Annotated in this window: 15 protein-coding genes; 9 read left to right on the top strand and 6 right to left on the bottom strand. The window is 70.2% G+C overall.

The annotated features are described in order from the left end of the window. Positions 1–3 precede the first annotated feature (3 nt). Positions 4–1257, bottom strand: a complete 1254-nt coding sequence (locus tag H4N64_RS21210) for an MDR family MFS transporter (protein WP_186283978.1) — start codon at positions 1255–1257, stop codon at positions 4–6. Between the two features lie 151 nt (positions 1258–1408). Between H4N64_RS21210 and H4N64_RS21215 the strand changes: the two genes are divergently transcribed. Next, positions 1409–2170: a phosphoglyceromutase gene (locus tag H4N64_RS21215; protein ID WP_186283979.1), complete on the top strand. Its 762-nt coding sequence runs from the start codon at positions 1409–1411 to the stop codon at positions 2168–2170. 125 nt (positions 2171–2295) lie between these two features. Here the strand turns inward: H4N64_RS21215 and H4N64_RS21220 are convergent, their stop codons facing one another. The 3 genes from H4N64_RS21220 to phoU form a co-directional block, all read right to left on the bottom strand. Beyond that, a complete protein-coding gene (locus H4N64_RS21220) occupies positions 2296–2544 on the bottom strand; it encodes an SCO4226 family nickel-binding protein (protein WP_186283980.1) in 249 nt (82 codons plus the stop codon). Positions 2545–2650: 106 nt separating this feature from the next. After that, entirely contained in the window at positions 2651–2815 is a 165-nt protein-coding gene (locus tag H4N64_RS21225) for a hypothetical protein (RefSeq protein WP_186283981.1), read from the bottom strand. Between the two features lie 101 nt (positions 2816–2916). Next, positions 2917–3606, bottom strand: coding sequence for a phosphate signaling complex protein PhoU (gene phoU / locus H4N64_RS21230; RefSeq protein ID WP_186283982.1), 690 nt, complete (start codon positions 3604–3606; stop codon positions 2917–2919). A gap of 233 nt (positions 3607–3839) precedes the next feature. On the opposite strand from phoU, the gene phoR reads away from it, so the two are divergent. Both phoR and phoP read left to right on the top strand, forming a co-directional pair. Further along, positions 3840–5117, top strand: coding sequence for a two-component system sensor histidine kinase PhoR (gene phoR / locus H4N64_RS21235; RefSeq protein WP_186283983.1), 1278 nt, complete (start codon positions 3840–3842; stop codon positions 5115–5117). Positions 5118–5122: 5 nt separating this feature from the next. Then, complete coding sequence (gene phoP / locus H4N64_RS21240) at positions 5123–5794, top strand: two-component system response regulator PhoP (protein ID WP_004000192.1); 672 nt, start codon at positions 5123–5125, stop codon at positions 5792–5794. A 76-nt stretch (positions 5795–5870) separates the two neighbouring features. Here the strand turns inward: phoP and H4N64_RS21245 are convergent, their stop codons facing one another. Continuing rightward, entirely contained in the window at positions 5871–6551 is a 681-nt protein-coding gene (locus H4N64_RS21245; protein ID WP_186283984.1) for a copper chaperone PCu(A)C domain-containing protein, read from the bottom strand. 612 nt (positions 6552–7163) lie between these two features. On the opposite strand from H4N64_RS21245, the gene H4N64_RS21250 reads away from it, so the two are divergent. The 6 genes from H4N64_RS21250 (at position 7164) to H4N64_RS21275 (ending at position 13426) form a co-directional block, all read left to right on the top strand. Next, positions 7164–7646 carry a CarD family transcriptional regulator gene (locus tag H4N64_RS21250; protein ID WP_003953493.1) on the top strand — a complete coding sequence of 161 codons (483 nt, stop codon included), beginning with the start codon at positions 7164–7166 and terminating at the stop codon, positions 7644–7646. 278 nt (positions 7647–7924) lie between these two features. Then, entirely contained in the window at positions 7925–8725 is an 801-nt protein-coding gene (gene ispD, locus H4N64_RS21255) for a 2-C-methyl-D-erythritol 4-phosphate cytidylyltransferase (RefSeq protein ID WP_222109223.1), read from the top strand. Next, the gene (gene ispF / locus H4N64_RS21260) at positions 8715–9212 is read left to right on the top strand and encodes a 2-C-methyl-D-erythritol 2,4-cyclodiphosphate synthase (protein WP_186283985.1); all 498 of its coding nucleotides are present in this window, start codon (positions 8715–8717) and stop codon (positions 9210–9212) included. Before ispD ends, ispF begins: the two co-directional genes overlap by 11 nt. Before the next feature lie 52 nt (positions 9213–9264). Continuing rightward, entirely contained in the window at positions 9265–10665 is a 1401-nt protein-coding gene (gene cysS, locus H4N64_RS21265; RefSeq protein WP_186283986.1) for a cysteine--tRNA ligase, read from the top strand. A gap of 88 nt (positions 10666–10753) precedes the next feature. Continuing rightward, entirely contained in the window at positions 10754–11695 is a 942-nt protein-coding gene (gene rlmB, locus H4N64_RS21270; protein WP_186283987.1) for a 23S rRNA (guanosine(2251)-2'-O)-methyltransferase RlmB, read from the top strand. Between the two features lie 117 nt (positions 11696–11812). Further along, on the top strand, positions 11813–13426 hold the full coding sequence (locus H4N64_RS21275; protein ID WP_186283988.1) for a DoxX family protein: 1614 nt from the start codon (positions 11813–11815) through the stop codon (positions 13424–13426). 90 nt (positions 13427–13516) lie between these two features. Here the strand turns inward: H4N64_RS21275 and H4N64_RS21280 are convergent, their stop codons facing one another. Further along, positions 13517–14248: a nucleotidyltransferase family protein gene (locus tag H4N64_RS21280; protein WP_186283989.1), complete on the bottom strand. Its 732-nt coding sequence runs from the start codon at positions 14246–14248 to the stop codon at positions 13517–13519. Between the last annotated feature and the right edge of the window lie 38 nt (positions 14249–14286).

Raw genomic sequence — 14286 nt, forward strand, 5'->3', positions numbered from 1 at the left:
GGGTCAGGCGGTGGCGGTCTCGGGGAGTGCCGGAGCGACTTCGGCGACGGGCTCCTCGGCCGGGAGGCGGCGCATGAGCAGGCCGTACCCGAGCCCCGCGACCGTCCCGATCACCGCGCACAGCCCCCACAGCCACTCCGCGCCGTACCGGTCGATGACGACGCCGGACATCAGCGGCGCGACGAGGGAGGCGACGGCCCAGGACATGGTGTACATGCCCTGGTAGCGCCCCCGGCCGTGGGTGGGGGAGAGGCGGACGACCAGGCTGGTCTGGGTCGGGGCGTTGACGATCTCGGCGAGGGTCCAGACGCAGACGGTGAGGGCGAACAGGCCGACGGATCCGGCGAAGGCGGTGAGCCCGAAGCCGTAACCGGCGAGGAGGGAGGAGATCACCAGCAGCCGCCGGGGATCGCGGTGCTCGATGAACCGGGTGACCGGGATCTGCAGGACGACGATCAGGACGCCGTTGACGGCGATGGCCATGCCGTAGTCGGCCGGGGTGAACCCGGCGTCGCCCATCGCGACGGGCAGTCCGATGGCGCCCTGCTGGAAGACGAGGGAGATCAGGAAGGACAGCCCGACGAGCCCCATGAACCGCCCGTCCCGCAGCACGGTCGCGAGTCCTACGGCGGTCTCCTCGGCCTTCACCGTCTCCGTGAGCCGGGGCCGGGACTCGGGCAGCTTCAGGAAGATGACGATCGCGCAGGCCAGGGTCATGACGGCCTCGATCAGGAACCCGGCCAGGTAGCTGTACTCGGCGATGAACCCGGCGGCCATGGAGGAGACGGCGAAACCGAGGTTGATGGCCCAGTAGTTGAGCGAGAAGGCACGGACGCGGTCCTCGGGCCGGACGATGTCGGCCATCATCGCCTGCACGGCGGGCCGGGAGGCGTTGGAGGCCATACCGACGAGAAAGGCGACGCCGGCGATGGCGACGGGGTGGTGCACGAACCCGAGCGCGGCGACCGAGACGGCGGTGGCGGTCTGCGAGATCAGCAGCGTGGGCCGCCGCCCGAGCCGGTCGGTCATCACGCCGCCGCCGAGGGAGGAGATGACACCGCCGAGGCCGTGGAGGGCGGCGACGAGACCGGCGTAGGAGGCGGAGTAGCCGCGGTCCAGGGTCAGATACAGCGCCATGAAGGTGGCGACGAAGCCGCCGAGCCGGTTGACGAGGGTGCTGGTCCACAGCCACCAGAACTCGCGGGGCAGCCCGGAGACGGACTCCCGGGCGGCACGTCTCAGGGCGGCGACGGACATGAGGATCCCCCGGGTATGTAAGTGGCGCGGGCAGCGAACACAACTTACGAAGTCCCGACGGTCGGGGGCCACTCAATTAACAGATCCCGTCAACCGTCCGCCTTCTGGGCGGGGGCGCAAGGGATCAGAAGGTTCGATTACGCTCACTCTCATGGCCGACGCACCGTACAAGCTGATCCTCCTCCGCCACGGCGAGAGCGAGTGGAACGCGAAGAACCTGTTCACCGGCTGGGTGGACGTCAATCTCAACGAGAAGGGCGAGAAGGAGGCAGTCCGCGGCGGCGAGCTCCTGAAGGACGCCGACCTCCTCCCCGACGTGGTCCACACGTCCCTTCAGAAGCGGGCGATCCGCACCGCGCAGCTGGCGCTTGAGGCGGCGGACCGCCACTGGATCCCCGTCCACCGCAGCTGGCGCCTGAACGAGCGCCACTACGGCGCCCTCCAGGGCAAGGACAAGGCCCAGACGCTGGAAGAGTTCGGCAACGAACAGTTCATGCTGTGGCGCCGCTCCTACGACACCCCGCCCCCGCCGCTGGAGGACGGCACGGAGTTCTCCCAGTCGGACGACCCGCGCTACGCGTCCATCCCCCCGGAGCTGCGCCCGAAGACGGAGTGCCTGAAGGACGTAGTCGTCCGCATGCTCCCCTACTGGTACGACGGCATCGTCCCCGACCTCCTGGCCGGCCGCACGGTCCTGGTGGCAGCCCACGGCAACAGCCTCCGCGCCCTGGTCAAGCACCTGGACGGCATCTCGGACGCCGACATCGCGGGCCTGAACATCCCGACGGGCATCCCCCTGTCCTACGAACTCGACGCCGACTTCAAGCCCCTGAACCCGGGCGGCACGTACCTCGACCCCGAGGCGGCGGCAGCGGCGATCGAGGCGGTCAAGAACCAGGGCAAGAAGAAGTAGCCTTTGTGATCATGCCTCCCACCTGCGCATACGGCGCGGATGGGAGGCATTTTCACGGCCCCCGTTCGGCGTGTGCGGTTTTCCTACTGCCCCGCAAGTCCGCCCGTGAGCTGCGCAAGCGGGACTCACACCGACAGCGGCACCGGGTGGATCTCGTCGGCCTTGTGGCCGGTGCGCTCGTGGATGCGCTGGACCGCCTCCGCCGAGGGGGCCTCGGAGAGGCAGTAGACGATGCCGGACTCCGGGTCCGCCCAGGCCCGCTCGAAGTGGACCCCCTCGTCCTTCTCTATCGCGAGGTCCGCCTTGTGGGCCTCCATCAGCTGGTTCGCCGTGATGCCCTGCATCCCGTGGTGTACGTCCATGAACTGAGCCATGGCCCGCCTCCTTCCGGTCCTCCTTCCATGCTGCGCCTCCACCGGGCGGCGAGCACGACGAAGGGCCCCGGCATCTGCGCCGGGGCCCTTCACCGTCGTAGAACAGTCAACCGCACTGGCACGGGTTGCCCGACTGGCACCCGCAGCCGCACCCCGAACCGCAGCCGCACGCGCCGATCAGCATCAGGTTCTTGATCTCGGCGGGCTGCTCGGTCTGGCGTTCCTGTGCGGGGTCGGGCGTGGTGCCGGGCGTGCCGGGGGAGTCGGCCATGGTCCCTCCTCGTCGAGGCTGGTGCCTCTTCCCCATTGCATGCCCGCTCCACTGGGCGCATCAACGGCGCACGGAGGCTCTCCGACACGCCCCGAGCGATGTCAGGCGCCCTCGATGCCCGTCACCGGCTGGATGTCCTGCTGGAGCTCGTCCGCGTGCTCACCCGTCACCAGGAACACCACGCGCTTGGCGACCGCCACGGCGTGGTCGGCGAACCGCTCGTAGTAGCGGCCCAGCAGCGTGACGTCCACGGCGGTCTCGATGCCGTGCTTCCAGCGCTCGTCCATCAGGTGCTGGAAGAGCGTGCGGTGCAGCAGGTCCATCTCGTCGTCGTCGGTCTCCATCTGGAGCGCCAGATCGACGTCCTTGGTCACGATCACCTCGGCGGCCTTCGCCATCAGGCGCTGCGCGAGCTGGCCCATCTCCAGGATCGTGGCGTGCAGATCGTGCGGGATGGCCCGCTCCGGGTAGCGCAGCCGGGTCAGCTTCGCCACATGCTGGGCCAGGTCGCCGGAGCGCTCCAGGTCCGCCGACATCCGCAGCGAGGTGACGACGATCCGCAGGTCCGTCGCGACCGGCTGCTGCCGGGCGAGCAGGGCTATGGCCCGTGCCTCCAGGTCGTGCTGGAGGTCGTCGACCTTCTGGTCCGCCTCGATCACGCTCTCGGCCAGCTTGAGATCGGAGTCGAGCATGGCGGTCGTGGCGCGTCCGATCGCCGACCCGACCAGGCGGGCCATCTCCACCAGGCTGTCGCTGATCGAATCAAGTTCCTCGTGGTACGCGTCCCGCATGAGGGTTCCCTCTCGTACGTGTTTCTTGGGGTTCGGGGGGCCGGGGCCAGTGTGCACGTCCTGCTGAACCGGCGCTATCGCACCCCACGCTCATACCGTCTGACCTGCACGCGTCCGTTTCTGCCACCCCAAATGAACCATTGCTGGCACCAAGGTGAACTCTGGGCGACGAGTGTTCGAGCTCGCACTCCGATGGCTGTGGCCATGACCGGACCCGTGCCTAACCTGGATGCATGGACGTGAACGCGGCGGTCGCCGCAGCGGCAGCGATTGCCGGGGTACTCACCGGCGTCATCGCCATGCTGGCGTTCCGCTGGAGCGAACGCGACCAGGCGCGACCCACCAGAACCTCCCTGCACACCGATCCGGTACTGCCGCCGGGTGTCGACACGGTCCTGTCCGTGCTCCGCTCCTCAGCGGTCGTACTGGACGAAGCCGACGCAGTCGTCAAGGCCAGCTCCGCCGCGTACGCCCTCGGGCTCGTGCGCGGCGGACGGCTCTCCGTGGAACCGATGCTCCAGATGGCCCGGGACACCCGGCGCGACGGCGAGATACGCCAGGTCGAGCTGGACCTGCCCCGGCGCGGCACCGGACGCGGCGAGGCCCTCGCGGTCTCCGCCCGGGTGGCGCCGCTCGGCTCCCGGCTGGTGCTTCTGCTCGTCGAGGACCTCACCGAGGCCCGGCGGATAGAAGCGGTACGGCGCGACTTCGTCGCCAATGTCAGCCACGAGCTCAAGACCCCCGTGGGTGCTCTCTCCCTCCTGTCCGAGGCCGTCATGGACGCCTCGGACGACCCGGAGGCGGTGGAGCGGTTCGCGGGGCGCATGCAGATCGAGGCGACCCGGCTCACCAACCTCGTCCAGGAGCTGATCGACCTCTCCCGGGTCCAGAACGACGACCCGCTGGAGGACGCCGAGCCTGTTCGAGTGGACGAACTGGTGGCCGAGGCCATCGACCGTTGCCGGCACGCTGCCGGCACCAAGCAGATCACGATGGCCGCGGGCGGCACCGCCGACCTGAGCATCTGGGGCAACCGCGGCCAGCTCGCCGCGGCCCTCGGCAACCTCGTCGAGAACGCCGTCAACTACTCGCCCGCCCGCACCCGCGTCGGTATAGCCGCCCGCCGGGTGACCGCCCCCGGCGGCGACCAAATCGAGATTGCCGTGACCGATCAGGGCATCGGCATCTCCGACAAGGACAAGGAGCGCATCTTCGAGCGCTTCTACCGCGTCGACCCGGCCCGTTCCCGTGCCACCGGCGGTACGGGGCTCGGGCTGGCGATCGTCAAGCACGTGGCCGCCTCGCACGGCGGGGAGGTCACGGTGTGGAGTTCCGAGGGACAGGGCTCCACGTTCACCCTGAGACTGCCGGAGGCGGGCGCGGCCCGCGACCGAGCTCAGCAGCATCCCGTCCTCGACGACGAGGCCGGGCGCCCCGCCGACCCGTCCCACGACACACCCCCCGAGTCAACCGCGTACGAAACGCTTTCCGCCCCGGAGGTCCTTCCGTGACCCGAGTGCTCGTCGTCGAGGACGAGGAATCCTTCTCAGACGCCCTGTCGTACATGCTCCGCAAGGAGGGCTTCGAGGTCGCCGTCGCGACCACCGGGCCCGACGGACTCGACGAGTTCGAGCGCAACGGCGCCGATCTCGTCCTGCTCGACCTGATGCTGCCCGGCCTTCCGGGCACGGAGGTCTGCCGCCAGCTGCGCGGCCGCTCCAACGTCCCCGTCATCATGGTGACCGCCAAGGACAGCGAGATCGACAAGGTCGTCGGGCTGGAAATAGGAGCCGATGACTATGTCACCAAGCCGTTCTCCTCGCGTGAGCTGGTCGCCCGTATCCGGGCCGTCCTGCGCCGCCGCGGCGAGCCCGAGGAGGTCACCCCGGCCGCGCTGGAGGCCGGTCCGGTCCGTATGGACGTCGACCGCCATGTGGTCACGGTCTCCGGCTCGAAGGTCGACCTCCCGCTCAAGGAGTTCGACCTCCTGGAGATGCTGCTGCGCAACGCGGGCCGCGTACTGACCCGCATGCAGCTGATCGACCGCGTCTGGGGCGCCGACTACGTGGGCGACACCAAGACCCTCGACGTCCACGTCAAGCGCCTGCGCGCGAAGATCGAACCCGACCCGGGCGCGCCGCGGTACCTGGTGACGGTCCGCGGCCTCGGCTACAAGTTCGAGCCGTAGACAACACGGCGACACAACGAAGGGCGGGCCCTCTCCCGAAGGAGAGGGCCCGCCCTTTTTCGTCTGCTACGACGGCTCAGTGGCCGGCGGCCTCGTGGGACTCCGTCGCCGAGGCCGAGGCGGCGTCGGTCGGGGTGCCGGACGCTTCCTGACCCGGCTCGCCCGTGGCCTCGCCGGTGGCCTCACCCGTGGCCTCGTCCGTCGGCTCCGTCGTCGGGGACGCGGTGTCCTCGCTCGGCGCGGACGGGACCTCGGTCGGGCCCCAGCCGGTGAAGTAGCTCTCGGCGGGGACGACGAAGGCGCGCAGGCTCACCTCGCCGGTCTCGCTGAAGGTGAAGGTCACCTTCTGGGCGTTGCCGTCCTTGACGTCCTCGGGGGTGCTGGAGAGCACCGCGGAGGCGTTGTCGGCGCCACCGAGGATCAGGGAGCCGCCGGCCGGGATGGTCAGGCTCTGGCCCTTGGCGGCCTTCAGCTCGGCGGACCCGCCCCCGTCGACGGTGACCGACTCCAGCTTCTGGGGCTCGGTGCTGTTGTTGAACAGGGTCGCGGCAACGACGGCCGGGCCGGTGGCCTCCGGGTCGGGCTGCGTGATGACGACGGCGTTCTGGACCTTGATGTCGCCGACCGTCGTCGCCGCGTTGTCCGGCTGGATCTCCAGGGTCTGTGCGTTGTTGCCGGCTCCGCACGCGGCGAGCGGAAGAATCGAGAACGTGATGGCGGCGGCGGCGAGGACGCCGCGTCGAAGGCTGCTGCTCACGGCGGCGGCAACTCCTTGACTCGAACGGGGCGGGCGCATAAAGCCGCCCTAAGTGTCTGTCAGCGGCTTTAGGTTACCGAGCCGTTCCCACGCGCCCGCACCCGACCCTCCCCTGACCCGTACAAGAGCGCCCGCTTCACCCGTCCCGTCCCGCACGACTGACCCATGAGTCACTTTGGCACCGCACCAGTCCGCCATTCACATAAGTCCCGTGGGCATACCCGCGACACCGGATCGCGAAATTTCCGTGAAGGAATGCGCGACCCTCCGGAAATCGATCACCGCTGTGCCTCGGCGCCCCTCGTGATCAATTCCGGATTCGTCCGGTACCCGACTCCGGACACCGAACGGAGTAGCGGAAGTCGCACACCTGGAACCAGACATATCGGGATGTTCGTCCGCTTGGCGGGGCCTCCGGGTGTGTGTAACGTGTGCGTTTCACCTCCCCCGAAGAGCCGCTCCGACCTGCGAATACCTACTTCCGGTCGGCCCGCGCAGCACGTTCCTGTTGCTGTTGTCAAGCCCCGAGATATGCCCTGACCTGCGAAAACGCCATTCAGAAGCTGCCGTTTCCGTGTTACCCTGGATAGCCACGGAAGGGGTACCTGTCACATGACGTTCAAGGTTGGCGACACCGTGGTCTATCCCCATCACGGGGCCGCGCTGATCGAGGCCATCGAAACTCGCCAGATCAAAGGCGTGGACAAGACCTACTTGGTGCTGAAGGTCGCCCAGGGTGACCTGACGGTGCGTGTGCCAGCGGACAATGCGGAGTTCGTGGGCGTGCGTGATGTGGTCGGTCAGGACGGTCTTGACCGGGTCTTCGAGGTGCTGCGCGCGCCGTACGCCGAGGAGCCCACGAACTGGTCTCGTCGTTACAAGGCAAATCTGGAGAAGCTCGCCTCCGGCGATGTCATCAAGGTCGCGGAAGTCGTCCGTGACCTGTGGCGTCGTGAGCGCGAGCGCGGACTCTCCGCCGGTGAGAAGCGCATGCTCGCCAAGGCCCGCCAGATCCTGGTGAGCGAGCTCGCCCTCGCGGAGAACACCAACGAGGACAAGGCCGAGGCGCTGCTCGACGAGGTTCTCGCGTCCTGACGCCGGCCTGTCGGCAGGCTCAGACCACATCGCTGCGTCAAAAGAAGTGCCGCGGTGCCCGATGACGTTCCCACCGTCGCCGGGCGCTGCGGCATGTTCGCTTGTGCGTGCCGTCTCACGCCGTGCACCTCTCGGGGGGACTTCCCCCCGATACTTGGCGTGCCGGGCCCGGGCAGCTGGCTCGACCAGGGTCACGGAAGGGTCCGGTCAAGGCGTCGCGCCCGGCACTTCCCAGGCCATACCCACGCCAGGCCAGCACACAAACCTGACAGGAACCGATGTCTGACGAATCGCGCCCTTCGCCCCCGCAGGCCAGTGCGACCACTCTCCCCCACGCTCGAATTCGCTCGCGCGGGGGGACCCCTGCGGCTGCCGTGATTCCGGCCGCCGGCCGGGGTGTACGCCTCGGTCCCGGCGCCCCCAAGGCACTCCGTGCGCTGGGCGGCACCCCCATGCTGATCCACGCGGTGCGCGCGATGGCCGCGTCCCGTGCCGTCTCGCTGGTCGTCGTCGTGGCCCCGCCCGACGGCGCCGCCGAGGTGAAGTCCCTGCTCGACGCGCACGCGCTGCCCGAGCGGACCGACTTCCTGGTGGTCCCCGGCGGCGCCGAACGCCAGGACTCCGTCAGGCTCGGCCTGGACGCGCTGCCGCCCGAGTACGACATCGTCCTCGTGCACGACGCGGCCCGCCCGCTCGTCCCGGTGGACACCGTCGACGCCGTGATCGAGGCCGTACGGGAGGGTGCTCCCGCCGTGGTCCCCGCCCTGCCGCTCGCCGACACCGTGAAGGAGGTCGAGCCGGCCGGCGCCGAGGGCGAGCCCGAGCCGGTCGTCGCCACTTTGGAGCGGGCCCGGCTGCGCGCCGTGCAGACCCCGCAGGGCTTCGACCGGACGACCCTGGTCCGCGCCCACGAGACGGTCACCGACAACGTCACCGACGACGCCAGCATGGTCGAGCAGCTCGGCCTCCAGGTCGTGGTGGTGCCCGGTCACGAGGAGGCCTTCAAGGTCACCCGCCCGCTGGACCTGGTCCTTGCGGAGGCGGTCCTGGCACGCCGGAGGCTCAACGATGGCTTCTGACGCGCCCCTGCTTCCCCGGGTCGGCATCGGCACCGACATCCACGCCTTCGAGGAGGGCCGCGAGCTGTGGTGCGCCGGCCTGAAGTGGGAGGGCGAGGGCACGGGCCTGGCCGGCCACTCCGACGCGGACGTCGTCGCGCACGCCGCGTGCAACGCGCTCTTCTCCGCGGCGGGCCTCGGCGACCTCGGCCGGCACTTCGGCACGGGGCGGCCCGAGTGGTCGGGCGCCTCCGGCGTCGTACTGCTGACAGAGGCCGCGCGGATCGTCCGTGAGGCCGGCTTCACCATCGGCAACATCGCGGTGCAGGTCGTCGGCCCCCGCCCGAAGATCGGCAAGCGCCGCGAGGAGGCCCAGAAGGTCCTGTCGGAGGCGGCGGGGGCACCGGTCTCGGTGTCGGGCGCGACGACGGACGGTCTCGGCTTCCCCGGTAGGGGTGAAGGTCTGATGGCCGTGGCGACCGCGTTGGTGGCCCGAACCGCGGGCTGACCGTTATCCACAACCGTCGGAGGCACTGGCTTCCGCCTACTACCCTGGACTCGTGACTATTCGCCTGTACGACACCAGCGCCCGGCAGATCCGTGACTTCATCCCGCTCAAGCCGGGTTGTGTCTCGATCTACCTGTGTGGTGCCACCGTGCAGGCGGCCCCGCACATCGGCCACATCCGGTCCGGACTGAACTTCGACATCATGCGCCGCTGGTTCGAGTACCGCGGCTACGACGTCACGTTCATCCGCAATGTCACGGACATCGACGACAAGATCATCACCAAGTCCGCCGACCAGGACCGCCCGTGGTGGTCGATCGGGTACGAGAACGAGCGCGCGTTCAACCACGGTTACACCGTGCTCGGCTGCCTGCCGCCGACGTACGAGCCGCGGGCCACCGGCCATGTCACCGAGATGGTCGAGATGATGCGCGGCCTGATCGAGCGCGGCCACGCCTACGAGGCCGACGGCAACGTCTACTTCGACGTGAAGTCCTTCCCGGAGTACCTGCGCCTGTCCAACCAGGAGCTGGACAATCTGCTCCAGCCCTCCGGCGAGGGCGAGACCGGCAAGCGGGACGCGCGGGACTTCGCGATGTGGAAGGCGGCCAAGCCGGGCGAGCCGAGCTGGGAGACGCCGTGGGGCCGTGGGCGTCCCGGCTGGCACCTGGAGTGCTCGGCGATGGCCCACAAGTACCTGGGCTCCGCCTTCGACATCCACGGCGGCGGCCTGGACCTGATCTTCCCGCACCATGAGAACGAGATCGCCCAGGCCAAGGCCTACGGCGACGAGTTCGCCCAGTACTGGGTGCACAACGCCTGGGTCACCATGAGCGGCGAGAAGATGTCCAAGTCGCTCGGCAACTCCGTGCTCGTCAGCGAGATGGTCAAGGCCTGGCGCCCCATCGTGCTGCGCTACTACCTCGGCACCCCGCACTACCGCTCGATGATCGAGTACAGCGAGGAGGCCCTGCGCGAGGCCGAGTCGGCGTTCGCGCGGATCGAGGGCTTCGTGCAGCGCGTGGTGGAGCTGGCCGGGCATGACGTCGAACCGGCCGCCGAGGTGCCCACCGCCTTCGCCGAGGCGATGGACGACGACCTGGGCGTCCCGCAGGCGCTCGCCGTCGTGCACACCACCGTCCGGCAGGGCAACTCCGCCCTCGCCGCCGACGACAAGGAAGCCGCCGTGGCCCGCCTCGCCGAGGTGCGCGCCATGCTCGGCGTCCTGGGCCTCGACCCGCTCGACGCGCACTGGGCGGGCGAGAGCGACCGGGGCGAGGACCTGAACGGCGTGGTCGACAGCCTCGTACGCCTGGTTCTCGACCAGCGCGAGGCCGCCCGGGCCCGTAAGGACTGGGCGACCGCCGACGCCATCCGGGACCAGCTCAAGCAGTCGGGTCTGGTCATCGAGGACAGCCCGCACGGGCCGCGCTGGAGTCTCGGCCCGCGCTGAGCGCAGTGATCGATTGTGCCGCCCGGCCCTCCGGGCGGCACACTGCATAGACGTACGTACTTCACCGCTACACACAGACAGGTAGGTCATGGCCGCGAACAACCGCCGCATGTCCGGCAAGAAGGGCGCGCAGGTCGGCAGTGGCGGCCAGCGACGCCGGGGCCTGGAAGGCAAGGGGCCCACGCCGCCCGCCGAGATGCGCAAGGGGCACAAGAAGAACCGCCTCGCCACCGCCAAGGCCAAGCAGGCCCAGCGCCGTCCGGCGCCGCGCGGCCGGGGCGGCAAGGGCACGTCCGAGCTGGTCGTCGGACGTAACCCGGTCGTCGAGGCGCTGCGCGAGGGCGTGCCCGCCTCCACGCTCTACGTCCAGCAGTTCATCGACAACGACGAGCGTGTCCGCGAGGCCCTCCAGCTCGCCGCCGACCGCGGCGGCATCAACCTCATGGAGGCGCCGCGTCCCGAGCTCGACCGGATGACCAACGGCCTCAACCACCAGGGGCTCGTGCTCCAGGTCCCGCCGTACGAGTACGCCCACCCCGAGGACCTGGCGAGCGCCGCCGCCGACGAGGGCGAGGACCCGCTGATCGTGGCGCTCGACGGCGTCACCGACCCGCGCAACCTCGGTGCCGTCGTGCGCTCCGTCTCCGCCTTCGGCGGCCACGGCGTCGTCGTCCCCGAGCGTCGCGCGGCCGGGATGACCGCCGGCGCCTGGAAGACGTCCGCCGGTACGGCCGCCCGTACGCCGGTCGCCCGCGCCACCAACCTCACGCGCGCGCTGGAGCAGTACAAGAAGGCCGGCATCGTGGTCGTCGGTCTCGCCGCCGACGGCGAGGTCGAACTGGGCGAGCTCGAAGCCCTCGAAGGCCCCGTCGTCATCGTGGTCGGCAGCGAGGGCAAGGGCCTGTCCCGACTGGTCGGCGAAACCTGTGACTTCCGGGTCCGGATCCCGATGCCCGGTGGCGCCGAGTCGCTGAACGCCGGTGTGGCGGCGGGGATCGTGCTGTACGAGGCGGCGCGCCGACGCGTCTGAACATGCGTCCACACCATCACCCGTACGGGGCAATCCGGGCGTCCAGGACAAGCTTGACGCGGTCCGGACAGATCCGGCAGGTCAAAGCAGTGTCCTAAGCACACGTCACTCGGTTAGATGAGTGTGGACACCAGAACACCCCGCACACCCACGGGGGACCGCTCGTCGGGATTCGACGACGCTCCCGCGCTGAGCATGGTGAAGGTGCCGAGCGATCCGGCGCAGATCATCGTCAATCATGCGAGTTTCCGCGTGCAGTTGGGCGCGTCGACGAGACGCAGTCAATCGCCGCGGATCGCACGGCACTTGAGCGCCACCCAGGACACCGCCCGCATCCCCGTGGTCGGCGCCGGGGCCACCGCCCGCCGCCGACCCGTCGTCTGGAGCGGCAGGTCCGCCCCCGACGACACCGGCGCCCACCGCCTCCTCCAGGCGGTGCGGGGCGCCGGCATCGGCCACGCCGACGAACCGGCCGACGCCGGCGCCACCCAGGTCATCCCGCGCGTCGACATCAACTACGGCTACCGCGACGACGGTTACGCCGATCTGTCCCAGACCGTCGAGACCCCCTTGGTCGGCGCCCAGCGCACCCCGCCCGACGCCGACGGCACCCGGCTGCTGCCCCACATGCGCCAGGTCGGCAGCGCCTACGACGAGGAACTCGCCTACGACGACCAGCGGTTCGTGGAGCCGGACGGCGAACACCGGTACCGGCGCAGCGGCGACGACCCCGCGCGGCACGCCTATTACCCGGGCCGCCGTATGAACTTGGGCGTCGTCCTCCTCCCACTGCGCATCTTCCTCGGCTTCATCTCCATCTACGCCGGCATGGGCAAGCTCTGCGACCCCGTCTACTTCGACGGCGGCAAGCGCGGCTCGATGGTGAAGTGGCTGAACACCCTGCACCCCTGGGAAGTCGCCGAGCCACTGCGCCAGTTCGCCCTCGAACACCCCGTCGGCTCCGGCCTGGTGATCGCCTTCTTCCAGGTCATCGTGGGTGTCCTCACGGTCCTGGGCTGCTGGCAGCGGGTCGCCGCCGTGGTCGGCGCGCTGCTGTCGGCCGCGCTGCTCGTCACCGTCAGCTGGAAGAGCGTCCCCGTCTACGACGCCCCCGACATCATCTATCTGGCCGCCTGGTCCCCGCTGATCATCGCCGGCGCCCCCGTCTACTCCGTCGACGGCCGCCTCGCGGGCAGCGCCTGGCGCCGCCTCGGCCCCCGCGCCGACCTCTGGGACCTGCGCCGCTACGTCCTGCGCCGGGGCGCCCTGGTCTCCGCCCTCGTCATCGGCCTGACCCTGCTGATCGGCTCGGTGCTCGGCGGCGCCGTCCGCGACGCCGACCGCGTGGTCGTCCCCGGCCCCGGCGAGGCCCCGCGCAACGAACTCCCCGGCTCGCCGCTGCCGACGGAGCCCGGCAGGCGCCAGTCGCGCACCCCGTCGGCGTCCACCTCGCCCACCCAGGGCGCCACCTCGGCCGCTCCCACGCCCGGCGCCGCCACGACCCCGGGCGCCACCCAGGGCACCGGCACCGCGGGCACCCCCAGCCAGACCCAGGGCACCGCGGGCCAGGCCCCGCCCCAGCAGTCCTCCCCGGCGGAGGGGGCCCCCAGCACCAGCGCGGGCCCCACGTCGGGCGGCACCACCGGTGGCGGCACGGGCACGCCGGGCGGCACGGGAGGCGGAGGCTCATCCTCCGGTGAACCGGGCCTGGTTGGCGGCCTGTTGGGGTAGATGGGCCGGTGGGCGGAATCCTGGGTCAGTCCACCGGCAGAACATAAGAACCCACGGTTCCCCGCGCCCCCAAGGGGCGCGGGGATGTGTTCAGCGACGCAGAGCCGAGAGCTCTTTCGCCGCCTCCGTCAGATCCTTGGCCGTATCAATGGCCCGCCAGTACGCACCCTGGGGAATGGGGAATCCGGCGAGCCTGCGCTCCCGGGCCAGTCGCGGAAACGTCGTCCGCTCATGATCCCCCCGCTCCGGGAGCATCCCGGCGAACTCGGCGGAGAAGACGTACACCCCCGCATTGATCTCGTACGTCGTGGGCGGCGACTCGATGAAGTCGGTGACGTGTCCGAAGCCGTCCGTCTGCACGGCCCCCCAGGGAATCCGAGGCCGGGCCAGGGCGAGGGTGGCGACGGCGTCACGCTCGGCGTGGAAGTCCGCCATGTCCCGCAGCGAGAAGCGGGTCCAGATGTCCCCGTTCGTGGCGTACCAGGGCCGGTCGGGGTGGGGGAGATGCGCGGCCGCGTACTTGAGGCCACCGCCCCGCCCAAGGGGCTCGGTCTCGACGACGGTGGTCACCCGTACGGGCAGCTCCGCCGAGTCCAGCCAGTCCCGCAGGACATGCGCGAGGTGGCCACAGCTGACCACGACGTCCGTCACGCCCTCCTCGGCGAGCCAGGCAAGCTGATGGCCGATGATCGGCGTCCCCGTGCCGGGGATCTCGACCATCGGCTTGGGCCGGTCGTCGGTGTACGGACGCAGGCGTGAACCCTGGCCCCCGGCCAGGATCACGGCCTGTACGGGGCGGGACGCGGCGTTCGGATCGCTCATGAACCGAACTGTACGGTGGCGGCGTCCCGCACCCGGAG

The sequence above is a fragment of the Streptomyces cupreus genome, from assembly GCF_014257025.1.
GTDB lineage: Bacteria > Actinomycetota > Actinomycetes > Streptomycetales > Streptomycetaceae > Streptomyces > Streptomyces cupreus.